Raw genomic sequence first — 25,336 nt, 5'->3', positions numbered from 1 at the left:
GCGTCATCCTGAAATGGCCGCAGGCCATGCGCGGGATCGCAACGGTATCCCGGGGTCTGGCCATTCTCTGCCTCCGGCGCGATCGGGATGGCGGTCTTCCCGCGCGTTCCAGGTCAGGCTCCGACGCGCTTTTCGTTGCGCGACAGGCAATCGGCTCGGCTTTGCTTGCAACTCTATCGGCCGGGGAGGGCGGCCGCGTGCCTGTGGGGCATTGCGCCCGACCGTGACCCGACAGCCGGTCTCCCGACAGCGGGTCTCCCGTCGGAACGTCTCTTCTCGGAACGTCTCGCGCCGAATGCCACGGCTTCGACGCCGCCCGCTACGGCGCGCCCGGATCGGACAGTCCCGCGAGATAGGTCGCCACCTCGTCGGCCGGCATGGGTGCGGCGAAGAGGTAACCCTGTCCGAGCTGGCAGCCGAGCGCGCGCAGGCGGCGGTGCTCCTCCTCGGTTTCCACCCCTTCGGCGAGTGTCGCGATCCCTAGCCCCAGGCCGATCTGCACGATGGCGCGGACGATCTTCATCTGCTTGTCGCTGGTGAGGAAGTTGGCGATGAACTGGCGGTCGATCTTGAGCTTGTCGACGGGGAAATTGGCGAGTTGCGACAGGCTGGAATAGCCGGTGCCAAAATCGTCGATGGCAATGCGCACGCCCGCTTCACGAAGCCGGCCGATAATGTCCAGCGCCCGTTCCAGATCGGCCGCGAACCCCGATTCGGTGATTTCCACCGATAGCCGATGCGCGGGAAAGCCGGTCTCGGCGAGCACGGCAAGAATACGTTCCGGCAGCAGGATGTCGACCAGTTGCAGCGGCGAAATGTTGAAGGCGAGGATCAGGCCGCTCGGCCAGGCCAGCGCGGTCTTGCAGGCTCGGCGCAGTAGGTGCGTCGAGAGATCGCTGATCAGGCCGGCTTCCTCGGCGATCGGGATGAACACATCCGGCGGCACGCTGGAGCCATCCTCCAGCCTCCAGCGCGCCAGCGCCTCGAAGCCGTGAATGCCGCCATCGGTGAGGCGCACCAGCGGTTGGAAGTGCACGTCGATCCGGTCGGCGGCCACGGCCTCGCGGAGGCAGCTTTCGGTCGCCAGCCGGGCCGCAAGTGCCCGCCGCAGTTCGGGCGTGTAGGCGCAGCAACTGGCAGGGCCGTTGCGCTTGGCCTCGTGCATGGCAAGGTCCGCGCTGGTGACGGCATCCTTGATGTCCCCGGTGGCCGTCAGCGTGGTGAAGCCGATGCAGGCGGTCACGTGCAGCGTCATGCCGTTGAAAGAGACAGGCCGGTCGATCGTCTCGCGGATCGTCTCGGCGAAGGTTTGCGCTTCCTCAGGCCGGTCGAGCGGGAGGGAGAGGAGGAATTCGTCGCCGCCCATTCGGGCGATGACAGCCAGTGGGAGCACCGCGCTCAGGCGTTCGGCGATGGTCTGCAGCGTCGCGTCGCCGCCGCGATGCCCGGCGACGTCGTTCACCCGCTTGAAATTGTCGAGGTCGATAAGGAACACCGAACTCAATCGACGCGACCGGCAGAGCGTGGGCAGACGCTGCTCGACGAAGTGGCGGTTGGGCAGATTGGTCAGGAGATCATGGAAGGCGAGATACTCCGCCTTGGCCTCGGCCGCGCCGCGCCGTGCGACCTCTGCGTGCAGATCCTTGAGGCGCATCACGCCATAGCCGAAGCCACACAGCGCCGAGATCTGGATGGCCAGGATCAGCTCGTCGGCCTGCCAGCCTTCGCTGCGCTCGAAAGCCGCATGCAGCGCTTCATGAAGATCGAAATAGAGCCCCAGACCATAGGCGCAAACTCCGATGACGCCGAGAACAAGGATGTCTCGGACAGCTGGCTTCATGTCGGCCAACCTGAAACCCGCGCCGCAACGCGATGTTCGACGGTATCCAGAAGCATTCGGCCGTAACTCATGCGTCTCAAGGGTCGAAATGATTTCTCGTCATTTTCTCGCACAATTCGTTCATTTCCGAAATACGTGCCGGTGAGGATGGTCGCGGCGGGGCGCGCACGGATCCATCGACAGGTAACAAGATGGTGATGGGGTTTCGGCAAGGTGCCGGCGTGGAGCCGGGACGCCACGATCACACGCGCACGCGACGCCCGCCGCAGCCGCCCAAGCGCGCGCCTTCGGTCGGCGGCGACGGGCCGGCTCGGTTTCTCCGGGCCCTGGGTTTCTCCGGGCCAAGGCGTGCGTTTCAGATACGGCGCGCGGCCAATCGAGCGTGCGGCGTGGGACTGTGCCCGCCGATCAGCCCGCGGTGCCGTTCTCGACGAGAATTCCGTTCGATTGCGCCCACCAGCGGAACGCATTGCCGGCCTCGATGACGTCTTCCCTTTCGCGCGCAACCTCAAGGCGACGGATCAGCCCCTCATAATCGCCCTTCGGCAGCGTGTGGGTCAGCGCGAAGGCGAGAGCCTCGTCGAGCGAGCCGACATAGGCCACGCCATCTTCCGTGCGCAGGCGCAGCGGGGGAATGAGCGCGGGCGGAGTGAAAGCGGGCGGCGACGCATGGGACATGCCGGTTCAATGCTCCAGCCGCCCGCAAGTTCCCACGGATGACGTTTCCGCAAGGCGTGGCCGCCGGGCGCCCGGCGGAGCTAGGGCGGTCCTCGGCGGAGCCCGACGCTTGCGAGGGCAGGCGTACAGCCTTGCCGGGGACTGGCGCAGCGGTCTGGGGAACTTTGGACGCGAGGGCGGCGTTATGACTTCAGTTCAACTTAAACGGGAGACGGAAATGTTATCGAAAACTTTCGGTGTCACCGCGACCGTCGCGATTGCCGCGTCCTTCGTCGTGGCGGCCGCCCTGCCGGCGCACGCCACGTCCACCTCGACCCGGCCGCTGCCGACGATCGGCAGCGAAGAGCAGAAAGACGTGCTGGGCCGCGAGAAGGTGCGTCGCCAGCAGGTGCGCGACAACCGCCGCAACGGCCTGTTCGAGCCGATCTTCGCGCCGCTTTTCCAAGGCTATAACTCGCCCGGCCAGAAGGTGAAGCGCACCTTCGACTGACGCGGGGGAGCCATACCGAGCAGAGCTTCGTTTCGCCATGTCGAAACGTGAGAGTGCCTCAGGTGCAGCCGGTCCCCGCCGGCAGCACCTCCGGCGCTCCCCAGTCGTTTGAAGGCAGGTTCGCGAAGGGTGGCGCGAAAAACTGACGTATGACGGTAAATTTGGCCGGGATCGTTGCGTTCACGCTGTCATAGTCCAGTATCCAGAAGAAATTATAGTTGTCGTTCGGCCAGGTCTCGGGAACGCCGCCCGGCACGCCCTTCACCTTGTCGAGGTTCAGCAGCTGGCGCAGCGTCACCTGCTGGCCGGCGAATTCCTTTTCCAGCGCCGCGCTGGCAATGTGGAAATGCTCCCACACCATGACCACCGTCTGTCCATGCCAGCGCGGGTTCTCCATGAGGTCGCGCACCACCTTGCGGTTCTGCACATTGATCAGTCCGTTGAAGTAGGGCGTGTTGCGAATGGGCATGAGCATCAGGGAATTGGTGGCGATCGCCATGTCCCACGCCGCCGCGACCGGGCGGGCGGTTTCCAGCGTGTGCAGCGTGATGGCGAGGATGGCGGCGGGCTTCACGCCCTTCAGCAGGCTCATGTCGCTGGTGGGGCTGAGATATTGCGCCGCCAGCGCTCGCGCGCGCTCCTTGCCGATGCTGCACAGGGTGAGCGGCGCCTGCTTCTCGCCGTGGCGAACGATGATGATGCGCTGAGGCGCCGCCTGCGCGCTGCCAAGCGCAGTGACGATTGCAACGACGATTGCAACGAAGATTCCAGCCAGCTTCGGCGCCATGTGTGCCCCCAATGCCCTGTCCCGGGCGACAGCATGCAGATACCCGTGGGTGCCGGCAAGCGCGGCGAGGCGTGGGACGGCGGCGGGACGGCGATAATGAATGACGCCCGCGTGGTTGATAGCGCGCCGGTACACACGATATTCAGGACAAGAGGAACGTTTCCCCGCCGGAGTGATCATGCTGCGCCGTTTCGATCTGAACGCCTTCGCCACCCGCTCGCCTGATTCCGCAGCCGCCACCGCTCTCGGCAAGCTGCCCCAGTGGGACCTCAGCGATCTCTATCCCGGGCTCGATTCGCCCGAACTTTCCGCCGATCTCGAACGCGCAGCCGCGGAGACCGCGGCTTTCGAGGAAGCCTACAAGGGCAAGCTTGCCGGCATTCTCGAGGCTGCCGACGCGGGAGGCCAGTTCGCGGATATCGTCGCGCGCTACGAGGCGATCGAGGATCGGCTGGGCCGGCTCTATTCCTATGCGGGCCTGGTCTATTCCGGAGATACCACCGATCCGGTGCGCGCCAAATTCTACGGCGACGTGCAGGAGAAGCTGACCGACGCCTCCACCCACCTGCTGTTCTTCTCGCTCGAACTGAACCGGCTCGACGACGCCGGAATGGAAGCGGCGCTGGGTGACCCCGCCTTCGGCCGGTACCGGCCGTGGATCGAGGATGTGCGGGCCGAGAAGCCCTATCAGCTCGACGACCGCATCGAGCAGCTGTTCCACGAGAAGGGCGTCACCGCGCGGGGGGCGTGGAATCGCCTGTTCGACGAGACCATTGCCGGCCTGCGCTTCGAGGTCGAGGGCGAGAAGCTGCCGCTGGAGCAGACGCTGAACTTCCTCGCGGAATCGCAGGAGGAGAAGCGCCGGGCGGGCGCGGAGGCGCTTGCCAAGGTGTTCAACGAGAACGCCAGGCTGTTCACGCTCGTCACCAACACGCTGGCCAAGGACAAGGAAATTTCCGACCGCTGGCGCGGCTTCCAGGACATTGCCGATTCCCGCCACCTCGCCAATCGCGTCGAGCGGTCGGTGGTGGATGCGCTGGTGTCCTCGGTGCACGAGGCCTATCCGCGGCTCGCGCACCGCTATTACAAGCTGAAGGCCAAGTGGTTCGGCAAGGACAAGCTGGAATACTGGGACCGCAACGCGCCGCTGCCGGAGGTCGAGACCCGCACGATCGGCTGGGACGAGGCGCGCGACACGGTGCTGGGCGCCTATTCGTCCTTCTCCCCGCGCATGGCGACCATTGCCGGCGATTTCTTCGACAAGAGCTGGATCGATGCCGGCGTGCGCCCCGGCAAGGCGTCGGGCGCCTTCGCGCACCCCACCGTGCCCTCGGCGCATCCCTATGTGCTGCTCAATTACATGGGCAAGCCGCGCGACGTGATGACGCTCGCCCATGAACTGGGCCACGGCGTGCATCAGGTGCTCGCCGCCCCGAATGGCGCGCTGATGGCGCCGACCCCGCTCACCCTGGCGGAGACGGCCTCGGTGTTCGGCGAGATGCTCACCTTCCAGCGCCTGCTGGCGGCCGCGCCCGATGCCAAGGCGCGCAAGGCGATGCTCGCCTCGAAGGTGGAGGACATGATCAACACGGTCGTGCGGCAGATCGCCTTCTACACCTTCGAGCGCCGCATCCACACCGAACGCCGCAATGGCGAGCTGACCGCCGAGCGCATCAGCCAGATCTGGCTGGAAGTTCAGGGCGAGAGCCTTGGCGAGGCCATTCATCTCGGCCCCGGCTATGAGAATTACTGGGTCTATATCGGCCACTTCATCCATTCGCCATTCTATGTCTATGCCTACGCGTTCGGCGACTGCCTGGTGAACTCGCTCTATGCGGTCTACGAGAATGCCAATGAAGGCTTCGCCGAGCGCTACCTCGCCATGCTGGCGGCGGGCGGCACCAAGCATCATTCGGAGTTGCTCAAGCCGTTCGGGCTCGATGCGCGCGATCCGGCCTTCTGGCAGACGGGCCTCGGCCTGATCGAGCGGATGATCGCCGAGCTGGAGGCGATGGAGGATTAGGCGCCGGAAGGGTAGGCGTCGGCGCGCCCTCCTCCCCATTCGTCATCCCGGACGGCCACAGGCCGATCCGGGATCGCGGGGGCGCGCTCGGCTCTCCACGGCGCGGTGCCGCTTGTCCGAGAAACGGACGAGCGGCCTACCGGCAGCCGTTGCCGGAAGAATCCGGCCTATCCCCGGCGCCCATGGCTGCCGGGCAGCCGCACGCCGGGTGCGGGGCGCTCCAGCAGCACCTCGCGGCGGAAGCGCACGAGGCGGGCCGGGCGCCCGCCGGTCTCGCTGGTGGTCTCGCCGGTTTCCTCGACGAGGCGCTGCTGCTCCACCAGCCGGCGGAAATTCTGCTTGTGCAGGCGGCCGCCCGACAGCGCCTCCACGGTGCGCTGCAATTGCAGCAGGGTGAAGCTGGGCGGCATCAACTCGAATACCACCGGCCGATACTTGATCTTGCCGCGCAATCGGGCAATGGCGAGCGCCAGCATGCGCCGGTGATCCTCGCGCATTTCGATGCCGGACGGCGTGCCGGCGGTGCGGGCTGCGCCACGCTCGCGCAGGGCCTCGGCCACCAGCCCCGCCTCATAGAGCAGTTCGTAGCGCTCCAGCACGCGCTCCTCGTTCCAGCCGGTCTCATTCCAGCCCGCTTCCTGCCCGCCCGCCGCGCTGCCGAAGCACAGCCTCACGCGCTGGGCGCGCGTTTCCGCCATGCGCGGATTGACAGCGGCGGCGGCCCAGGCGCGCAGGCCCGGCTCCAGCCGGTCGAGCACGGCGGGGCGACCCTCGCGCCAGTCTTCCCAGGGAAAATAGCGGTACCAGCTCTGCCAGGCGGCGTCGGCGTCGCCCGCCGGCCGCGCCTCGCGCACCAAAGCGAGATAGGCGAGCGAGAGGGCGCGCGCGCCATCCTCGCCCCGGTCGCGATCGCCGAACGTGTAGAGCTGCTCGACATAGCCGAGTTCCTGCAGCGTCTGCCGTTCCACCCAGGAGCGCAGCCCCATTTCCAGCGTGCGGTGGCCGCGCTCCAGCGGGCCGGAGGGCAGCCCCTCGCGGCCATTGGCGTGGCGGATGGCCAGCACCTTCGGATCATCCCCCGTCACCGCGACGATGACGGCGGACAGGCCGATGGCGAGGCCGGGCTCGGAACTGTGCGATGCGTCGGGTCCGGGGGACGGGGTCATCGGGCTCCACGGCGCGGGGACTTCCTGCGGCGCACTTGATAGCATGCTTGCGCGGCGCGCGCGGCAATGGCACTGCGCAGGATGTGTGAAAGGGAGGTCGGATGATGAGCAGCGTGGTTCTTCCCGGCGGGACGCGCGTTCCCGCGCTCGGCATAGGCACCTGGATGATGGGCGAGCGCGCCGGCGCGCGGAAGGCGGAGACCGAATCGGTCCGCCTCGGCATCGAGCTGGGCCTGACCCTCGTCGACACCGCCGAAATGTATGGCGAGGGCGCCTGCGAGAGCTTTCTCGGCGAGGCGCTGGCCGGCCTGCGCGACAAGGTGTTCCTCGTCAGCAAGGTCTATCCGCACAATGCCAGCCGCGCGGGCGTCGTGGCCGCCTGCGAGCGTAGCCTGAAGCGGCTGAAGACCGACCATCTGGATCTTTATCTGCTGCACTGGCGGGGCGGCGTGCCGCTGGCCGAGACCCTTGCCGGATTCGAGCAGCTCAGGAGACAGGGCAAGATCGGCCATTGGGGCGTGTCGAATTTCGACACCGACGACATGGTCGAGTTGTCCGAGACCCCGGGCGGGGAGGGCTGCGCCACCAACCAGGTGCTCTACAACCTCACCCGGCGCGGGCCGGAATTCGATCTGCTGCCGTGGCTGGGGCAGCACGACATGCCGCTCATGGCCTATAGCCCGATCGAGCAGGGCCGCATCAAGACGCGCGGCGTACTGGGCGATATTGCCGCCAAGCACGGCGCCAAGCCGTTCCAGATCGCGCTGGCCTGGGTGCTGCGCAAGCCCGGCAACATCGCCATCCCGAAAGCGTCCGATCCAGAGCATATGCGCGAGAACGCGCGCGCCCGGGATATCCGCCTCGATGCCGACGATCTCGCCGCGCTTGACGCCGCCTTTCCGCCGCCAAGCCGCAAGCGCGCGCTGGAAATGCTGTGAGAAGGACGCTCTGCGGCCCGCCTATGGGGCCGTGCATCTCGCGGGGCGGCGCGCGGTGCCGCTGACGAGATAACCGGCCACCGCCGCGACGACCAGCGCGCCGCCGAGGAGCACGGGCGGCGTGACCGTCTCCCCGAAGGCCAGCCATACCCAGAGCGGCGCCAGCACGACGTCCAGCAGCATCAGCAGCCCGGTTTCGCCCGAGCCTATATGCCGTCCGCCGACCAGTGCGAGCACCGTGGCAAGGCCCGAGGTCAGCACGCCCAGAAGGGCGCAGACCAGCAGGGAATCGAGCGAGGGCAGGCTCAGGGGCACGAGGGGCAGGACGAGGATCATCGCGCCGAGCGACGACAGCAGGCTGACCAGCGTCAGGTCGAGCGCGGCGTGCTTCTTGGCCTGCACCAGCAGCCCGGCCCAACTCGCCGTCATCACGAACGAAACGACGATGCCCGCGATGTCGCCGGCCGAGATCGCCGCGCCCGCCGTGATGACGATGCCGATCGCCGCCAGCGCGGCCGCCGCGGCGAAACGCCGGCTCAGTGGCTCGCCCAGCGCGAGGAAGCCCATGGCGGCGGTGACGAAGGGCAGGGAGGCATAGACGGTCATCACCGTCGCCACCGAGGTGAGCTTGAGGGCGGCGATATAGGCGATGTTGCCGCCCACCGCGAGAGCGACGGTGACGAGGCCGGCCTTCGAACAGACCCTGCGCAGGGCACCCACCCTGTCGCGGCCCCAGACCCGCCAGATCAGCCCGAGGGCCAGCGCGCCGAAAAGCGAGCGCCAGAGCACGATGGACCCGGAATCGAGGCCCGCCATGCGCACCAGCAGGCCCACCAGGCTGAACAGCAGCGTGGCGAGGAGCACGGTGGCGAGCCCTAAGGAGCGCGCATGAACGGTGGACATGGCTGCCTCGCTGTGTTCGGATCCATCGATGATTAGATCATAGTAGACCGGTCGTCTAGTTATGGAAGCCAAAATCCCCACGCGCGACAGGATTGTCGCGGCGGGCCGCAAGGCGATGCTGGAGCAGGGCTATGAGGGCACCGGCATCGGCCCGCTTTTGGCCTCGGTCGCCGTGCCGAAGGGCTCCTTCTACCATTTCTTCGCGAGCAAGGAGGCGTTCGCCGGCGCGGTTCTCGCCGCCTATGCCGACCATTATCGGCAGATCCGGCAGGCACTGTTCGCGGATGCGGGCTTGAGCCCGATGATCCGGCTGGAGCGCCATCTTGAGCATCTCGAACGGGAGACCATGTCGGAAGAGGGCGTGGCGGGGTGTCTCTATGGCGTGCTGGCGCTGGCCGCGCCGGGGCTTGGCGCGGAACTGCGCGGCCAGCTGGGCGAGGTGTTTGCCGCATGGGAGGGCGATCTCGCCGCCGTCATCGCCGAGGCCCAGCAGGCCGGCGAGGCCGATGGCGCGCTCGACCCGCGGGAGGCGGCCGCTTATGTGATCGACGCCTATGAGGGCGCGGTCATCCGGGCCCGCGCCGGCGATGCGCCGGCGGCCTTCGCACGCTTCCGCCGGTTCACGCTGGCGACCCTGCGGGGCGGGGCGGCACGCGCCGATGCGGTCGGGTGAGCGGGGAACCTGACCATCGCCGTATCGACAGGACGGCATTCCGGCGCCAATAAGCAGCGGTACGGCGACGCATCGCCGCCCGACCGTTTCACCGTCATCTGCCGCCGGACCCCGCCTGTGCCGAACGCTTCGTCCATCCTGCTCGACAACGTCACCCTCGTTCGCGGCGGACGGCGGGTGCTCGACGGGCTGTCGCTCGCGCTGTGCGAACGCCGGATCGGCCTGATCGGCACCAACGGCTCGGGCAAGTCCTCGCTGGTGCGGCTGCTGAACGGGCTTCTGGCGACCGACGAGGGTCGCGTGGTCGTGCATGGGATCGATGCGAGCGAGGCGGGCGAGCAGTTGCCGCGCACGGTCGGCTTCATCTTCCAGAACCCCGATCACCAGATCATCTTTCCCACCGTCGCCGAGGAAATCGCCTTCAGCCTGGAGCAGGCCGGCCACCCCCGCCGAGAGGCCCGGCGCGAGGCGGTGCCGGCACTCGCCCGCTTTGGCCGCGCGCACTGGGCGGAGCGGCCGGTGCATGCGCTCTCGGAAGGCGAGAAGCAGTTCCTCTGCATCATCGCCGTGCTGGTCATGGAGCCCGCGGTTCTGGTGTTCGACGAGCCCTTTTCCAGCCTCGACCTGCCCACCCGCCGCCGGCTGGAGGCGCTGATCGCGACGCTGCCGCAGCAGGTGCTGCTGATCGCCCATGAACTCGACGCCTTCGCCACCTATGAGCGCGTGGTCTGGCTGCACGAGGGGCGGGTGCGCGGCGACGGTCCGCCGGCCGAGGTGATCGCCGCCTATCGCGCCTTCGCGGAGACGCTGGCATGATCTCGCTCTATCTGCCCGAGCGCACGTGGCTGCACGGCCTCCCGGCGGGCGGCAAGCTGCTGGCGCTGGCGCTGCTCAGCCTCGCGGCGGGGCCGTTCGATTCGCTGCCCGTGATGGCGGGTCTGCTGGCCGTCACGCTGGCGCTCTATGTCGCGCTCGGGCGTGCCGCGCTGCGGCAGGTCGCGCTGGTGCGGCCGATGTGGCCGATCTTCGCCATCCTGCTCGCCTTCCATGCGTGGAACGGCGACATCGTCTTCGGCCTCGCGGTGCTGGCGCGGCTGCTCGCGATGGTGCTGCTCGCCAATGCGGTGACGATGACCACCCGCATGGACGACATGATGGATGCGGTGGAGCCGATCCTGAGCCCGCTGCGCCTTGTCGGCGTGTCGCCGCGCGCGGTGGCGCTGGCGGTGGCGATGATGATCCGCTTCGTGCCGCTGCTGTTCGCGCTGTGGGAGGCGCTGGGCGAAAGCTACCGTGCGCGCGCCGGCCGGCGCGGCGGCTGGCGCCTGCTGGCGCCTTTCTGTATCCAGACGCTGAGATTGTCGCATCATACCGCCGAGGCGCTGGCCGCGCGGGGCGGCGCACCCGGAGGAACCCGCCGATGAAGGACCGCTCGCTTGTGCAGGTCGCCCTCTATGCCGCCATTTTCGCGGTGCTCGGGCTGTTGCCGCGATTCGACATTCCTTTCGCGGCCGGCGTGCCCATCACCGCCCAGAGCATGGGGGCGATGCTGGCGGGGGTCATGCTCGGCGCCTGGCGCGGCGCGCTGGCCATGGTGCTGATGCTGTTCGTGGTCGCGCTCGGCGCGCCGATCCTGGCCGGCGGGCGCGGCGGGCTGGGCGTGTTCTTCGGGCCGTCGGTCGGCTTCCTGTTCGGCTTCATCGCGGCGGCCTTTGTCGCGGGCTGGATCATGCAGGTTTTGCGCAAGGCGCCGGTGTTTCCGGCGGCGCTGGTGGCCGCGGCGGTCGGCGGGATCCTCGTCATGTATGCTTTCGGCATTGCCGGCATGGCGTTGAAGACCCAGCTGTCGCTGCTCGACGCCACCAAGGCCTGCCTCATCTTCATTCCCGGCGATGCCATCAAGGCGGTGCTCACCGCGTTGATCGCGCAGACGGTGGCGCGCGGCCTGCCCGAGGCGCTGCTCTCGCGCGCCCGCTGACGCCGTGGCGCGCCGCATCGGCGACCGGCTCGACACGCTCGCGCAGGAAGACCCGACCCGCCCGGCGCTCATCTGCGGCGAGGAGATGGTCACCCGTGCCGCCTTCTCCGCGCATGTGGCGCGCTGGCGCGGCCGGATCGCCAGCCGTGTGGCGCCGGGAGAGGATGTCGCGCTCGGCATGGGCAATTCGCCCGATCTGGTCGCCGCCTTCTTTGCCTGCGCGACCGGCGGGCGGGCCGCGCTGGTCTATGATCCGTCCTGGCCCGCCACCTATCGCGCGAGCATCGATGGCGCGCTCGGCTCTCCGCTCGCGCTGGCCGAGGGCGATGCCGCGGATGCTGTGCCCGAGCCGGTGGCCGAGGTATCGCCGGACCAGCCCTTCTATGTCGGCTTCACCTCGGGCTCCACCGGTGTGCCGAAGGGCTACCGGCGATCGCACCGTTCCTGGATCGACAGCTTCGCGGTGAGCGAGGAGGTGTTCGGCCTCTCCGGCGGGGACGTGATCCTGGCGCCCGGCGGGCTGTCCGCCTCGCTGCACCTCTATGGCGTGGTGCATGCGCTGCATATCGGTGCGACTGCCGTGATGCTGCGGCAGTTTCTCCCGCTCCGGGCGCTCGAGCTCATCGCCCGGCATGAGGTTACCGCGCTCTATGCCACGCCGACGCAGCTGCAGATGCTCACCAAGGTGGCGGCGGCCGAGGGACTGACCTGCCCCACGGTGCGCCGCATCCTGATCAGCGGTGCCAAATGGCGGCCGGAGACGCGCGCGGCGGTGGCGGCGGTGTTTCCGCACGCCGGCATCGCCGAGTTCTACGGCGCCTCCGAAATGAGTTTCATCACGCTGGTTCGCCCCGGCGAGACCCCCCCGCCCGGCTCGGTGGGGCGGGCGGCACCCGGGGTCGTCATCGCCATTCGCGACGGCGCGGGCAGGGACCTGCCGGCCGGGGAGACGGGGGCGATCTGGGTGGCGAGCATGATGCTGTTCGACGCCTATGCCTGCGGGGGCGGGGCGGAGACACGACGCGAGGGCGAGTTCCTCACCATCGGCGATCACGGCCGGCTCGACGCGGCGGGCTATCTCACCCTGGCGGGCCGCGAGCGGCGCATGCTGGTGACGGCCGGCATGAACGTCTATCCCGAGGAGGTCGAGGCCGTGCTGGCGCTCGCGCCCGGCATCGAGGAGGCCGTCGTGCTGGGCCTGCCGGACCCGCTGCGCGGGGTCGAGCTGGTCGCGGTGCTGCGCGGTCCGGGCGCGACAGGAGAGGCGGTGCTGCGGGCCCATGCGCGCCGCCACCTGCCGGCGGCGAAGCTGCCGCGCCGCTTTCTCGCGCTGGAGGACTGGCCGCGCACCTCCGGCGGCAAGGTCGATCTGCCGGCGCTGCAACGCCGTGTGGAGGCCCTGCTGGCGCCGGCATCCATGCTGCAGCGCAGCTAAGCGATGATTTGCGCTCGCCCCGCCATTGTGCAGGATTGTGACAGAATCATTCTCTCGGACGTCCCGCCGGCGCGGGGGCAGGAACGGGCCACGGGATGAACGCCATATCCTCACGCCAGCAGGACATTCTGGTGCTGGCGCGCGCGCAGGGGCGCGTGAGCGTGGAGGATCTCGCCACGCGTTTCGAAGTCTCGCCCCAGACCATCCGCAAGGACCTGAACGACCTGTGCGTGCGCCGGCTCATGTCGCGCGTGCATGGCGGGGCGGTGGTGGCATCGGGCGTGGAGAATGTCGCCTATGAGGCGCGCCGGGCCATGGCGCAGGGCGCCAAGCGCGCCATCGCCGAGGCGGCGGCCGCCATGGTTCCGAACCGCGCGTCGCTGTTCATCAATATCGGCACCACCACCGAGGAGGTGGCCCGCGCGCTCGGCGACCACGAGGATCTGCTGGTCATCACCAACAATCTCAATGTCGCGACGCTGCTCTATCGCCACCCCAAGATCGAGCTGATCATGGCCGGCGGGCCGGTGCGCCATGCCGACGGGGCGGTGATCGGCTCGGCGGCGGTCGATTTCGTGCGGCAGTTCCGCGTCGACTATGCCGTCATCGGCGCGTCGGCGATCGAGGAGGATGGCACGCTGCTGGACTTCGATTATCGGGAGGTGCAGGTCGCCCGCGCCATCATCGACAATGCCCGCCAGGTCATCCTGGTGGCCGACCGCTCCAAGCTGGAGCGCTCGGCGCCGGTGCGCATCGGCGCGATGCAGGAGGTCGACACTTTTGTCACCGACGTCGTCTCCTCGCCCTCGCTGCGCGAGGTGTGCCAGCGCCACGCGGTGGAACTGATCGAGGTCGGCAATCGCGACGAGGATGGTTTCTGATCGTGATGCGCTGGGCCCCGGGGCTCCCCGGAGGGCTGACGTCGATCCGGGACACGCGATCGACACACACGACGTTTCAACTGAAGGGTGGCTGGCCGCCGTCGCGCGCTGGCATAGAGTCGCTCTTGCGCATCACGGACTGCTGCGCATGAAGCCGGAGGAATGACGCATGGAACTTCGCCGCCTTGGCAGCTCCGATATCCTGGTCCCGCCGCTCTGTTTCGGGGGCAATGTCTTCGGCTGGACCGCCGACGAGGCCACCTCCTTGCGCCTGCTCGACGGGCTGTTCGAGGCGGGGTTCACCTTCATCGACACGGCGGACGTCTATTCGCGCTGGGCGAGCGGGAATCAGGGCGGCGAATCCGAGACCATCATCGGCAAATGGATGAAGGCGCGCGGCAATCGCGAGAAGATCGTGCTTGCCACCAAGGTCGGCAGCGACATGGGCCTCGGCAAGCGCTGCCTGAAGCCCGATTATGTCCGCACCGCCATCGAGGCGTCGCTGAAGCGTTTGCAGACCGATTATGTCGACCTGTATTTCTCGCACTGGGACGACCCGGAAACGCCGTTCGAGGACGTGCTCGCGACCTATGACGAGCTGATCAAGGCCGGCAAGGTGCGCCTCATCGGTGCGTCCAACCTGACCGCCTCGCGTCTGTTCGATGCGCTCGCGGTTTCGGCGCGCGAGGGCCTGCCACGCTACGAGGTGGTCCAGCCGGAATATAACCTCTATGCCCGCGAGGGCTATGAGGCCGAGATCGAGCCGATCTGCCAGCGCAACGGGCTGGGCGTCGTCGCCTATTACGCGCTCGCCGCCGGTTTCCTCACCGGCAAATACCGCACGCCCGCGGACGCCGCCGCCAGCGTGCGCGGCGAGGATGTGGTGAAGACCTATCTCAACCCACGCGGCCTGCGCATCCTCGCCGCGCTGGACGAGGTGGCGGCGGCGCACGGCGCCAGCCCGGCCCAGGTCGCGCTGGCCTGGATCATGGCGCGGCCGAGCCTCACCGCGCCGATCGCCAGCGCCTCCCGCGTCGAGCAGCTGGCCGACCTGTTCGCCGCGGCGTCGCTGACGCTGGCGCCGGCCGACATGGCCCGCCTCGATGCCGCGAGCGCGGCGACGGCGTGAGCCGGTCCCGCCGGCATCGGATCCGCGCGGGTCGTCATGCGCCCGGCGCGGGTCGGTCCGGCGTGCGTTCGCGACGCCGGAGGCGTGGCGAATGGTCTAGGATCGCGCTCCCGTCCCCGCTCGGCGCCGCCCACCGCGCGGGACATCCCGATCCGGTGCCGGCATGATCGTCCGCGAACGCCCGAGCTATCTCGAACTGTTTTTCACCCTCAAGGGCTCGGTGATCCGGCGGGTATGGCCGCAATGCCTGTTCGTCATGGTGCTGTCCGCGGCCGTGGTGGGCGGCCATGCGTGGCGCCCGGGGCTGGTGCCCACGCTCGACGGCACGCCGTTCTCGCTGGTCGGCATCGCGCTTTCGGTGTTTCTCGCCTTCCGCAACAGCGCCTGCTACGATCGCTGGTGGGAAGCGCGCAAGCAATGGGGCGCGATGGTGGCGGCGGCGCGCGACCTCGCCCGGCAGAGCCTCGTCCTGGAGGCGCGCGGGGAGGCGGGGCACGCGCTGCGGCGCGGCCTCATCGAGGCGGTGATCGCCTATGTCCGCGAACTGGTCGATCTGCTGCGCGGCGTGGCGCCCGTCTCGCAATGGCGCTTTCCCGCCGATGCGCGGCTGCGCGAGGCCGGCATGCGGCTGGCGGTGGCCCGCGCTGGCGGGCTGGTTTCGGATATCGAATTTTCCATTCTGGACGGCTCGCTGAAAGAGCTGTGCCACGCCGCCGCGGCCTGCGAGCGCATCCGCACCACGCCGGTGCCGTTCGGCTACACGCTGCTGCTGCACCGCACGGCGCACATCTTCTGCTTCCTGCTGCCCTTCGGCTTTGCCGATGTGATCGGCTGGGGAACGCCCATCGTGGCCGGGCTCGTCGCCTACACGTTCTTCGGCCTCGACGCGCTGGGCGACGAGATGGAAGAGCCGTTCAGCCTGCATTCCAGCGCCGTGCCGATCGGCGCCATCGCCGGCATGATCGAGATCAACCTGCGCGAAGCCCTGGGCGAAACCAACCTGCCCGACCTGCCGCGTCCGGTGGACGGGGTGCTGCTGTGAGCGGGAAATTGGGGGTGGCGGCGCGGCCCGTCCGCCTGCCATAAAGGGCGCGCCCGCGCCTCACCGGAGTTTCGCCATGACCATCGACGCTGAGACCCTCGGCCGCTACATCGACGCGGGGCGCGGCGTCGCCGCGGCGGACCTCGTCGTCAAGAACGTGAAGCTGCTCGATGTGATCACCGGCACGATCACCGAGACCGATATCGCCATGGTGGGTCCGCGCATCGTCGGCACCTATGGTCGCTATGAGGGCGCGCGCGAAATCGACGGCACGGGGCTGTTCGCCGTGCCGGGCTTCATCGACACGCATCTGCATGTCGAATCCTCGCTCGTCACCCCGCTGGAATTCGACCGCTGCGTGCTGCCGCATGGCGTGACCACGGCGATCTGCGACCCTCACGAGATCGCCAATGTGCTGGGCGCGGAGGGCATCGCGTATTTTCAGCGCTGCGCCGAGCAGACCATCATGGACCTGCGCGTGCAGCTCTCTTCCTGCGTGCCGGCCACCGCGTTCGAGACCTCCGGGGCCGAGCTGAGCGCGGCCGACCTCGTCGCCTTGCGTGGCCACCCCTCCGGGATCGGCCTTGCCGAGTTCATGAATTTTCCCGGCGTGCTGTTCAAGGACGAGGGCTGCCTCGAGAAGCTCGAAGCCTTCTCCGACGGGCATATCGATGGCCACGCGCCCTTGCTCGTCGGGCGCGACCTCAACGGCTACATCAGCGCCGGCATCCGCACCGAGCACGAGGCGACGACGCTGCCCGAGGCGCGCGAGAAGCTGATGAAGGGCATGACCGTGCTGATCCGCGAGGGCTCGGTCTCCAAGGACCTGCACGCGCTGATCCCGCTGATCACGCCCGACACCTCCGCCTTCCTCGCCTTCTGCACGGACGACCGCAACCCGCTCGACATCGCCGAGGAAGGTCATCTCGATTTCATGATCCGCACCGCGATCGCCCATGGCGCGCCGCTGCATCATGTCTATCGCGTGGCCAGCTGGTCGGCGGCGAACGCCTTCGGGCTCACCGATCGCGGGCTGGTGGCGCCCGGCCGGCGGGCGGATATCGTGCTGCTCGACAATCTCGAGGCCTGCTCGGTCCGCCATGTCATTTCGGCCGGGCGGCTGGTCACAGAGGAACTCTTCGCCACGCGCACCGCCATCGCGCCGGTGGGGCTGGAATCGATGAAGGCCGAACCGGTCGCGGCGTCGGACTTCCGCATCCCCGCCACGTCGAGCGCGACGCGGGTGATGGGCGTGGTGCCCGGCCGCATCATCACCGAGGACGTCGCGTTGGACCTCGCGATCGTCGATGGCGAGAAGCGGGTGGATCTCGACAAGGACGCGGTGAAGGTCTGCGTGGTCGCGCGCCACGGCAAGAACCGCAATATCGGGCGCGGCTTCGTGCACGGGTTCGGCATGAAGCGCGGCGCCATCGCCTCCTCGGTCGGCCATGACAGTCACAATATCTGCGTGGTCGGCGCCGACGACGCCGACATGGCGGTGGCGGTCAATCGGCTGATCGAGCTGAAGGGCGGCTTCGTCGTCGCCGAGGGCGGCAAGGTAACGGCGGAACTGGCGCTGCCCGTCGCCGGCCTGATGTCCACCGGCAGTTTCGAGGAGGTGCATGACGCGCTGATCCCGCTGCGCGCGGCGGCGAAGGCGCTGGGCGTGGTGCTGGCGGAGCCCTTCCTGCAGGTCGCCTTCCTGCCGCTGCCGGTGATCCCGCACCTCAAGATCACCGATTTCGGCATGTTCGATGTCGATCATTTCGCCCTGCTGGAGCCGCAGGGCTCGCCGGGGCGCAGCGGCTGAGCGTGCCGCCGCTCAGGGGTTCGCGGCCCGCTGTCGGGCATTGGCGGGCTCTCCTTTGGCGGGCTCTCCCTGAGCGCGCGCGGATCTGCTAGATCCTCCCCACTGTCTCGCCCCTGTTCTCCGCTGCTCCCAGATCCACGCCCCGATGTCCCGCCTGCGCTCCTCCCTCTTCCTCTTCCTGCTGGTCCTGTGGACGGCGCTGCTGGCGCTGACGATCCCCTATTACGCGCTGCGCAAGGAGCCGAGGGCGACGCGTCGTTTCTCGCGGATGTGGGCTGGCGGGGTGCTGGCGCTGCTGCGCCTCGTGGGCGTGGCCTGCCGCACCATGGGCGAGGGCAACCGGCCGGCGGGGGCCGCGCTTTATGTCGCCAACCACCAGTCCACCTTCGAGACCATCGCCGCCGCCACGCTGGTGCCGGACGTCGCCATCGTGCTGAAGGAGGAGCTGTACCGCATCCCGGTGTTCGGCTGGTTCCTCCGGCATTCGCCGATGATCGCCATCGACCGCGCGGGGGGCGGGGCGGCGATGAAGAAGATGTTCCGCGAGGGCCGCGCCGCGGTGGCGGAAGGGCGCAGCCTGCTCATCTTCCCCGAGGGTACGCGCCAGCCGGTGGACCAGCGGGCGGAATTTCATCGCGGCGTGCTGTTGCTCTACAAGGCGCTGGGCGTGCCGGTCGTGCCGATGGTGCACAATGCCGGCCTGTTCTGGCTGGCCAAGAGCTTCCTCATCCGCCCCGGCACCATCAACGTCTCCTTCCTGCGCCCCATCCCACCCGGCCTGCCGGATGCCGAGTTCATGGCGCGCATCCGCGAGGCGATCTATGACGAGCGCGACCGGCTGGTCGCCAAGGCCCGCAGGGCGTCGTGAGCAGGAACCCGAGGACGGCATGAACGAGAGAGCGGAAGAGCGTATCGTCATTCTCGGCGCGGGCCAGGGGGGCTTTCAGGCCGCCGCCTCGCTGCGCGAAGCCGGCTTCACCGGGCCGCTGACGCTGGTGGGCGACGAGCCGGGCCTGCCCTATCAGCGCCCGCCGCTCTCCAAGGCCTATATGAAGGGCGATGCCGGCATCGAGCAGATCGAACTGCGCCCCGCCGCCTTCTATGCCGACCACCGCATCGAGCTCATCGAGGCGCGCGCCACCGGCATCGACCGCGCCACCCGGCACCTCATGCTGGAAGGCGGGGCGCGCCTTGGCTACGCCCATCTCATCCTTGCCACCGGCGCGCGCAACCGCCCGCTCCCCGTGCCGGGACGGGAACTTTCGGGCGTCTATTACCTGCGCACCCGCGCGGATGCCGACGCGCTGAAGGCGACGCTGGCGTGCGCGCGCCATGTCGTGGTGATCGGCGCCGGCTTCATCGGGCTGGAATTCGCCGCCGTCGCGCGCGCGCTCGGGCACGAGGTGACGGTGATCGAGGCCGCCGCCCGCCCGCTGGGGCGCGCCGTGTCGCCGGAAATGTCCGCCTTCTTCGCGCAGGCGCATCGCGACATGGGCACGACCCTGCTGCTGGGGGCCGGCGTCGTCGGGCTGGAGGGCGTGGACGGCCGCGTCACCGGCGTGAAGACGACGGACGGCGTGGTGCACAAGGCCGATTTCGTGCTGGTCGGCATCGGCGTGGTGCCGAATGTGGAACTCGCGGCCGAGGCGGGGCTCGAGGTGGCGAACGGCATCGTGGTCGACGATCATCTCGCCACCCGCGACCCCGCGATCTCGGCGCTGGGCGACGCGGTGGCCTATCCCAGCCGTTTCGCCGGCGGCCAAGATGAACCCGCAATGGTGCGGCTGGAATCGGTGCAGAACGCGGTGGACCAGGCGCGCTGCCTCGCCGCGCGGCTCACCGGCAAGTCGGCGCCGTTCGAGGCGGTGCCGTGGTTCTGGAGCGACCAGGGCGACCTCAAGCTGCAGATGGTGGGTCTCGCCGGGCCGACCGACAGCGCCGTGCTGCGCGGCGATCCGGCCACGCGGCGCTTCTCGGTGTTCCGCTTCCGCGACGGTGTGCTGACGGCGATCGAGAGCGTCAACCGCCCGGCCGACCACATGCTCGGCCGCCGCCTTCTCGCCGGCACACCTGTTCTCACCCCCGAGCAGGCGGGCGACGAGAGCTTCGAGCTGAAGAGCCTGCTGGGACGATAGGGCCCCCGCAGGCCACCGCGTTTCCCGGCTCGGCGCTCCGGCTTCGCCCCGCTGGGCCGGGACACGGCGGAAAGGTTCGCGCTGGCAGGCGTAGCCGCCGCCAAGCCCTCGCCGGCGTCCTCGCTCGTGCTATCATCGGAAAACCCGTCTCATCACGGATCTCCCGATGGCCTTCTCGCTCCGCCAGCTTCAGTATTTCGTGGCCGTCGCCGAGAATGGCTCGGTGTCCTCGGCGGCGCAGACGCTGTCCATCTCGCAATCGACCGTGACCGAGGCGCTGCGCCAGCTGGAACTCGATCTCGGCTTCCAGCTGCTGGAGCGGCATGCGCGCGGGGTCGACCTCACCCTCAAGGGTCATCATTTCCTGCGCCACGCGCGCAAGATCCTGTCCGATGTCGCCGATGCCCGCCGTGCGCTGACCGGCACCGAGGCGACGGCGCTGACCGGCCGGCTCTCGGTCGGGGTGACGCCGCTGGTCGCCGGCTACATCTATTCCGACCTCATGGCCCGCTTCCGCCGCGCCTTTCCCGGCGTCGCCGTGGAGGCGGTGGAGGACGCGGCGGATTATCTGGAGCACCTGCTGGTCGGCGGCGAACTCGACGTGGCGGTGATGGTGCTGCCGCCGGGGCGGCGCTCGGCGGCGCTGCAGACCGAGGCGGTGGAGGTCTCGCCCTATCGCGTATGGTTGCCGCTCGGCCATCCCGCGCTCGCCGAGGAGCGGGTGAGCCTCACCAATCTCTCGGGCGAGCCGCATGTGCTGCTCACCATTGACGAGATTGCCGAGGCCTCCGAGATCGTCTGGCGCCGGCTCGGCATCCGCCCGCCCGTGGCGTTCCGCACTCGCTCGGTGGAGGCGGTGCGCTCGCTGGTGGCGACCGGGGCGGGCGTCGCCGTGCTGCCGGACCTGACCTATCGGCCGTGGTCGCTGGAAGGCGACAAGATCGAGGCCCGCACATTGATCGACGACGTGCCGGCGGTGGAGGTGGCGACCGCCTGGCGGCGCGGCTCGCCGCTATCCCCGGCCGCGGCCGGCTTCGTCTCCGTCGCCGCGACCCGGCATGGCGGACGGGGGCGGTGAGTCAAACGATGCCGAGGCATCCGAGCACGCAGGCCAGCGACTTCAAGGCTTGCCCGAAGCCATGCTGGGAGATGCAGGCCCGCGCGTCGGCGCGGCTGCGCGCCGCGGCCAGGCAGCCGACCAGGTCGCCGGTGACCACATCGGCGAAGCAGCCGGCAAGGCACAATCCCGTACCGATCCCCATCGCGGGAACGAGGGTGAAGGTGCCGTCCACCTGCTGGAGCGTCCACCGCGCCACATAAGCCGGCTCGTACCCGCGCACATCGCGCACGGTTATCGAGAAATCATCGGGTTGGCGGTCGCTTTCGGTGAACGCGGCGGTGATACGGACGGCGGCCATGTCGTCGATCTGGATATGGATCTGGCGCTCGAAAGACATGGTCGCTTCCCTGCGAAAGGTAGTTCAAGCCTGAGGATGCTACTTTTGGTGGTATAATCAACCGACATTTCGCGGTGCGAGACGCTGATCTTTTACTCATCGCTTTTTCCGATGGCTCGCTTCTGATCTTTGGTGTGGCGCGATACCGGACGCAGCGGCACACTCGTTTTCAAAGGGCCGAAAGCGCCCGCAGAACAGAGGGACAGAACATGCACAGCCGCTATCTGCATCTGCCGGCGCTGGTCGCCTGCGCCTCGCTCACCCTCCAGCCCGCGCTCGCCGCGGAGATGACCGCGATCGGCCCGGGCGAGGGGCAGGTCGATATCGTCGCCTGGCCCGGCTATATCGAACGCGGCGAGACCGACAAGGCCTATGACTGGGTCTCCGATTTCGAGAAGAAGACCGGCTGCAAGGTCAATGTGAAGACCGCTGGCACCTCGGACGAGATGGTGGCGCTGATGAACGAGGGCGGCTTCGACCTCGTCACCGCCTCCGGCGACGCCTCGCTGCGCCTCATCGCCGGCAAGAAGGTCGCGCCCATCAACACCAAGCTGATCCCGAGCTGGGAGACCGTCGACGACCGCCTGCAGAACGCGCCCTGGCACACGGTGAACGGCGTGAATTACGGCGTGCCCTACCAGTGGGGCTCCAATGTGCTGATGTACAATACCGAGGCCTTCAAGGGCGTGGCGCCCAAGAGCTGGAACGTGGTGTTCGAGGAGCAGACCCTGCCGGACGGCAAGTCCAACAAGGGGCGGGTGCAGGCCTTCGACGGGCCGATCTACATCGCCGACGCCGCGCTCTATCTGATGGCGCACAAGCCCGAACTCGGCATCAAGGATCCCTATGAGTTGACCGAGGAGCAGTACAAGGCGGCGCTCGACCTGCTGCGCGGCCAGCGCAAGATCGTGCAGCGCTACTGGCACGACGCGATGATCCAGGTGGACGACTTCACCAATGAGGGCGTGGTCGCCTCGTCCTCCTGGCCGTTTCAGGTCAACCTGCTGGTCAGCCAGAAGAAGCCGATCGCCTCGACCATTCCCAGCGAAGGTGCCACCGGCTGGGCCGACAGCACCATGATGCATGTCGACGCCAAGAACCCGAACTGCGCCTATATGTGGATGGAGCATTCGCTCTCGCCCAAGGTGCAGGGTGACCTCGCGGCCTGGTTCGGCTCGGTGCCCTCGGTTCCCGCGGCGTGCAAGGGCAATGAGCTGCTCGGGGCCGATGGCTGCAAGACCAACGGCGCCGAGGAGTTCGAGAAGATCAAGTTCTGGCGCACCCCGGTGGCCAAATGCGCCACCCAAGCCGCCGGCTGCGTGCCCTATTACCGCTGGGTGTCGGATTACATCGCCGTGCTCGGCGGGCGATAGCCGCGCCCCGCGCCACGGGTTCCCACTACCGCCAGCGGGAGAGGGGTGGGGTGAGGGCGCCTGCGGCGCAGCTTTGCGCTGGGTCCCGGATCGGCGCTCCGCCGTTGGCGTCGCTGGTCCGGGACACGACGTCACGCTGTTTCCCGGACAAGCTGCGCAGAGCGCAGCGCCGATCCGGGACCCAGCGCACGAATCCGCGCAGCGTCCTTATCCCTTCGCTGACTAATCCTCGGATTGCCGTTTCATGCCCTCCTCCACCCCCGCGCCCGTCATCTCCGCCGTCCGCTTTGCCGGCGTGACCCGGCATTTCGGGGCGGTGCGGGCCGTCGATGGGGTGGACCTGTCCATCGCGCCCGGCGAGTTCTTTGCCATGCTCGGACCCTCCGGCTCGGGCAAGACGACGTGCCTGCGCCTCATTGCCGGCTTCGAGCAGCCCGATGCCGGCCATATCGCGATTTTCGGTGAGAGCGTGGAAGGCCTGCCGCCCTATCGGCGCGCGGTGAACACCGTGTTCCAGGACTACGCGCTGTTTCCGCACCTCTCGGTCGGCGACAATGTGGCTTACGGCCTGCGCGTGCGCGGCGTGGGGCGGGCGGAGCGCGACCGGCTGGCGCGCGAGGCGCTCGCCATGGTGAAGCTGGCGGGGCTGGCGGCGCGCCGACCCGCCCAGCTCTCCGGCGGCCAGCGCCAGCGCGTCGCGCTGGCCCGCGCGCTGGTGGTGCGGCCCAAGGTGCTGCTGCTGGACGAGCCGCTCGGCGCGCTGGACCTCAAGCTGCGCGAGGAGATGCAGGTGGAGCTGAAGAGCCTGCAGCGGGCGCTCGGCCTCACCTTCGTGTTCGTCACCCACGACCAGGGCGAGGCGCTGTCCATGGCGGACCGCGTCGCCGTGTTCAACGAAGGGCGGATCGTGCAGGTGGGGCCTCCCGAGGAGGTCTATGAGCGCCCGGCCACGCGCTTCGTGGCGCGCTTCGTCGGCTCGGCCAATGTGCTGGGTGCGGCGCAGGCGGCGGCACTTGGCGGGGCGGAGCGGCCCTCGAGCCTGCGGCCGGAGAAGATCCTGCTGCTGGCCGGCGGGGCGCCGGCGCCGACGGGAGCGGCCGTGGTCGAGGGCATCGTCGAGGACGTGTCCTATCAGGGGCCGGTTCGCCGGGTGGCAGTGCGCGCATCCGCCGGTCTCCAGCTGGTCGCCGCGGTGCCGGCCAGTGCCAGCTCGGCGACGGTGGGGGAGGCGGTGCGGCTCGCCATTCCCCGCGCCGCGCTCCACCCGATGGAGGACGAGGGATGAGAGCTTCCATCGTCCGTCTTTCCTCAGGCGTCGTCATTCCGGGCGCGTCGGCGACGCGATCCGTGATCGTGGGCCGGCGAAGGCGTGCCGGGTCGCGGGCGATCCCGTCGCGACGCGTCGCGACGGCCGGGATGGCGGCCTCTGACCGGACGGCGGGGAGGGTTCCGGCATGAGCCTCGCCACTCTCGAACTCGCCCCGCCGCGCGAGGGCCGGCTGCGCCGCCTGTCCGACCTCCTGGTGCGCCGGGCGAAGCTGCTGGCGCTGCTTCTCCTCGTGCCGCCGCTGCTCTGGCTCGGCATCGTCTATCTCGGCAGCCTGTTCGTTTTCCTCGGCCAGTCGATCTTCTCGGTCGACGAGTTCGCCGGCACGCTCATTCGCGAGCCGACGACGGCGACGCTGCTCGAACTGTTCCGCCCGGCCAATTTCGACATCGTGCTGCGCACCGTCGCCGTGGCGGGCGCGGTCACGCTGCTCTGCGTCCTGCTGGCCTTTCCCATCGCCTATTATGCCGCCCGCTATGCCGGGCCACGGGCCAAGGCGGCGTTCTACCTCGCGGTGATGATGCCGCTCTGGTCGAGCTACCTCGTCAAGGTCTATGGCTGGAAGCTGCTGCTGGCCAAGGAAGGGGCGATCGGCTGGTTCGCCGGACGGCTCGGCCTCGCGGGCGCGCTGGAGGCGTGGCTTGCGCTGCCGGTGGTCGGAGGGCCCTCGCTCTCGGTCTCCTATACCGGGATGGTGCTGACCTTCACCTATCTCTGGCTGCCCTTCATGATCCTGCCCCTGCAGGCGGCGCTGGAGCGGGTGCCGGCCCATCTCATCGAGGCGGCGGGGGATCTGGGTGCCGCGCCCGGGCTGGTGTTCCGCACGGTGATCCTGCCGCTCGCCATGCCCGGCGTGGTGGCGGGGGCGATCTTCACCTTCTCGCTGACGCTGGGCGATTACATCGTGCCGCAGATCATCGGCACCTCGGCGCTGGTGCTGGGGCAGGCGGTCTACATGCAGCAGGGCACGGCCGGGAACATCCCGCTGGCGGCCGCCTTCTCGCTGGTGCCGATCCTCGTCATGGCGCTGTTCCTGACCCTCGCCAAGAAGACGGGGGCGTTCGATGCGCTGTGAGGGAGGCTGCGAGGGAGAAGGACATGCTCCCTCTCCCCGAGGGGGAGAGGGCTGGGGTGAGGGGGGCGCGCGCTCCATCGTCGTAGCGCGTCGGGGGGGGGGGGGGGGGGGGGGGGGGGGGGGCGCGCCCCCCGGGGGGGCGGGGGGGGGGGCCCGAGCCCCACCCCCACCCGCCGCCGAGGGGGGGGGGGGGGAG

The 25,336-nt window shown here is 68.9% G+C and carries 24 protein-coding genes; 18 read left to right on the top strand and 6 right to left on the bottom strand.

Going from position 1 to position 25,336, the window contains the following annotated elements; all coding sequences use genetic code 11:
• Window positions 1-319: 319 nt before the first annotated feature.
• Entirely contained in the window at window positions 320-1,840 is a 1,521-nt protein-coding gene (locus FHS55_RS13715; protein WP_183190346.1) for a putative bifunctional diguanylate cyclase/phosphodiesterase, read from the bottom strand.
• A 408-nt stretch (window positions 1,841-2,248) separates the two neighbouring features.
• Window positions 2,249-2,518, bottom strand: a complete 270-nt coding sequence (locus FHS55_RS13710) for a hypothetical protein (RefSeq protein ID WP_183190345.1) — start codon at window positions 2,516-2,518, stop codon at window positions 2,249-2,251.
• A 217-nt stretch (window positions 2,519-2,735) separates the two neighbouring features.
• Here FHS55_RS13710 and FHS55_RS13705 point away from each other — a divergent pair, with 217 nt between their 5' ends.
• A complete protein-coding gene (locus FHS55_RS13705; protein WP_183190344.1) occupies window positions 2,736-3,008 on the top strand; it encodes a hypothetical protein in 273 nt (90 codons plus the stop codon).
• A gap of 58 nt (window positions 3,009-3,066) precedes the next feature.
• Here FHS55_RS13705 and FHS55_RS13700 read toward each other — a convergent pair whose 3' ends face one another.
• Window positions 3,067-3,795 (bottom strand): histidine phosphatase family protein, encoded by a 729-nt coding sequence (locus FHS55_RS13700; RefSeq protein ID WP_183190343.1) that lies wholly within the window; start codon window positions 3,793-3,795, stop codon window positions 3,067-3,069.
• 178 nt (window positions 3,796-3,973) lie between these two features.
• On the opposite strand from FHS55_RS13700, the gene FHS55_RS13695 reads away from it, so the two are divergent.
• The gene (locus tag FHS55_RS13695; protein ID WP_183190342.1) at window positions 3,974-5,818 is read left to right on the top strand and encodes a M3 family oligoendopeptidase; all 1,845 of its coding nucleotides are present in this window, start codon (window positions 3,974-3,976) and stop codon (window positions 5,816-5,818) included.
• A gap of 167 nt (window positions 5,819-5,985) precedes the next feature.
• Here FHS55_RS13695 and FHS55_RS13690 read toward each other — a convergent pair whose 3' ends face one another.
• Complete coding sequence (locus FHS55_RS13690) at window positions 5,986-6,984, bottom strand: NUDIX hydrolase (RefSeq protein ID WP_183190341.1); 999 nt, start codon at window positions 6,982-6,984, stop codon at window positions 5,986-5,988.
• Between the two features lie 101 nt (window positions 6,985-7,085).
• On the opposite strand from FHS55_RS13690, the gene FHS55_RS13685 reads away from it, so the two are divergent.
• A complete protein-coding gene (locus tag FHS55_RS13685) occupies window positions 7,086-7,922 on the top strand; it encodes an aldo/keto reductase (protein ID WP_183190340.1) in 837 nt (278 codons plus the stop codon).
• Between the two features lie 21 nt (window positions 7,923-7,943).
• Here the strand turns inward: FHS55_RS13685 and FHS55_RS13680 are convergent, their stop codons facing one another.
• The gene (locus FHS55_RS13680) at window positions 7,944-8,825 is read right to left on the bottom strand and encodes a DMT family transporter (protein ID WP_183190339.1); all 882 of its coding nucleotides are present in this window, start codon (window positions 8,823-8,825) and stop codon (window positions 7,944-7,946) included.
• Window positions 8,826-8,886: 61 nt separating this feature from the next.
• Between FHS55_RS13680 and FHS55_RS13675 the strand changes: the two genes are divergently transcribed.
• From FHS55_RS13675 to FHS55_RS13620, 12 genes are all read left to right on the top strand, one after another.
• Entirely contained in the window at window positions 8,887-9,498 is a 612-nt protein-coding gene (locus FHS55_RS13675) for a TetR/AcrR family transcriptional regulator (protein WP_183190338.1), read from the top strand.
• Between the two features lie 117 nt (window positions 9,499-9,615).
• Entirely contained in the window at window positions 9,616-10,314 is a 699-nt protein-coding gene (locus FHS55_RS13670; protein WP_183190337.1) for an ATP-binding cassette domain-containing protein, read from the top strand.
• Complete coding sequence (locus FHS55_RS13665; RefSeq protein WP_183190336.1) at window positions 10,311-10,922, top strand: energy-coupling factor transporter transmembrane component T family protein; 612 nt, start codon at window positions 10,311-10,313, stop codon at window positions 10,920-10,922. Before FHS55_RS13670 ends, FHS55_RS13665 begins: the two co-directional genes overlap by 4 nt.
• The gene (locus FHS55_RS13660; RefSeq protein ID WP_183190335.1) at window positions 10,919-11,476 is read left to right on the top strand and encodes a biotin transporter BioY; all 558 of its coding nucleotides are present in this window, start codon (window positions 10,919-10,921) and stop codon (window positions 11,474-11,476) included. Before FHS55_RS13665 ends, FHS55_RS13660 begins: the two co-directional genes overlap by 4 nt.
• A gap of 4 nt (window positions 11,477-11,480) precedes the next feature.
• On the top strand, window positions 11,481-12,911 hold the full coding sequence (locus FHS55_RS13655) for a class I adenylate-forming enzyme family protein (RefSeq protein WP_343056149.1): 1,431 nt from the start codon (window positions 11,481-11,483) through the stop codon (window positions 12,909-12,911).
• A gap of 95 nt (window positions 12,912-13,006) precedes the next feature.
• Window positions 13,007-13,792 (top strand): DeoR/GlpR family DNA-binding transcription regulator, encoded by a 786-nt coding sequence (locus FHS55_RS13650; protein WP_183190334.1) that lies wholly within the window; start codon window positions 13,007-13,009, stop codon window positions 13,790-13,792.
• 169 nt (window positions 13,793-13,961) lie between these two features.
• Window positions 13,962-14,921, top strand: coding sequence for an aldo/keto reductase (locus tag FHS55_RS13645; RefSeq protein ID WP_183190333.1), 960 nt, complete (start codon window positions 13,962-13,964; stop codon window positions 14,919-14,921).
• 163 nt (window positions 14,922-15,084) lie between these two features.
• On the top strand, window positions 15,085-15,963 hold the full coding sequence (locus tag FHS55_RS13640; protein ID WP_183190332.1) for a bestrophin family protein: 879 nt from the start codon (window positions 15,085-15,087) through the stop codon (window positions 15,961-15,963).
• A 76-nt stretch (window positions 15,964-16,039) separates the two neighbouring features.
• Window positions 16,040-17,773, top strand: coding sequence for an adenine deaminase (gene ade / locus FHS55_RS13635; RefSeq protein ID WP_183190331.1), 1,734 nt, complete (start codon window positions 16,040-16,042; stop codon window positions 17,771-17,773).
• A gap of 145 nt (window positions 17,774-17,918) precedes the next feature.
• Complete coding sequence (locus FHS55_RS13630) at window positions 17,919-18,641, top strand: lysophospholipid acyltransferase family protein (RefSeq protein WP_183190330.1); 723 nt, start codon at window positions 17,919-17,921, stop codon at window positions 18,639-18,641.
• Window positions 18,642-18,660: 19 nt separating this feature from the next.
• Window positions 18,661-19,908 (top strand): NAD(P)/FAD-dependent oxidoreductase, encoded by a 1,248-nt coding sequence (locus FHS55_RS13625; protein ID WP_183190329.1) that lies wholly within the window; start codon window positions 18,661-18,663, stop codon window positions 19,906-19,908.
• A gap of 166 nt (window positions 19,909-20,074) precedes the next feature.
• Window positions 20,075-20,986: a LysR substrate-binding domain-containing protein gene (locus FHS55_RS13620; protein WP_183190328.1), complete on the top strand. Its 912-nt coding sequence runs from the start codon at window positions 20,075-20,077 to the stop codon at window positions 20,984-20,986.
• Between the two features lies 1 nt (window position 20,987).
• On the opposite strand, the gene FHS55_RS13615 is transcribed toward FHS55_RS13620, so the two are convergent.
• Window positions 20,988-21,365, bottom strand: coding sequence for a hypothetical protein (locus FHS55_RS13615; RefSeq protein WP_183190327.1), 378 nt, complete (start codon window positions 21,363-21,365; stop codon window positions 20,988-20,990).
• A 209-nt stretch (window positions 21,366-21,574) separates the two neighbouring features.
• Here FHS55_RS13615 and FHS55_RS13610 point away from each other — a divergent pair, with 209 nt between their 5' ends.
• The 3 genes from FHS55_RS13610 (at window position 21,575) to FHS55_RS13600 (ending at window position 25,140) form a co-directional block, all read left to right on the top strand.
• On the top strand, window positions 21,575-22,738 hold the full coding sequence (locus FHS55_RS13610) for an extracellular solute-binding protein (protein ID WP_183190326.1): 1,164 nt from the start codon (window positions 21,575-21,577) through the stop codon (window positions 22,736-22,738).
• Window positions 22,739-22,982: 244 nt separating this feature from the next.
• Window positions 22,983-24,023: an ABC transporter ATP-binding protein gene (locus tag FHS55_RS13605; protein ID WP_183190325.1), complete on the top strand. Its 1,041-nt coding sequence runs from the start codon at window positions 22,983-22,985 to the stop codon at window positions 24,021-24,023.
• A 169-nt stretch (window positions 24,024-24,192) separates the two neighbouring features.
• Window positions 24,193-25,140 carry an ABC transporter permease gene (locus FHS55_RS13600; RefSeq protein WP_183190324.1) on the top strand — a complete coding sequence of 316 codons (948 nt, stop codon included), beginning with the start codon at window positions 24,193-24,195 and terminating at the stop codon, window positions 25,138-25,140.
• The last annotated feature ends 196 nt before the right edge of the window (window positions 25,141-25,336 follow it).

It is taken from the genome of Ancylobacter tetraedralis (assembly GCF_014195655.1).
Lineage (GTDB): Bacteria > Pseudomonadota > Alphaproteobacteria > Rhizobiales > Xanthobacteraceae > Ancylobacter > Ancylobacter tetraedralis.
The sequence above is the reverse complement of the archived record's forward strand: the minus strand, read 5'-3'. Positions and strand labels throughout refer to the sequence as shown.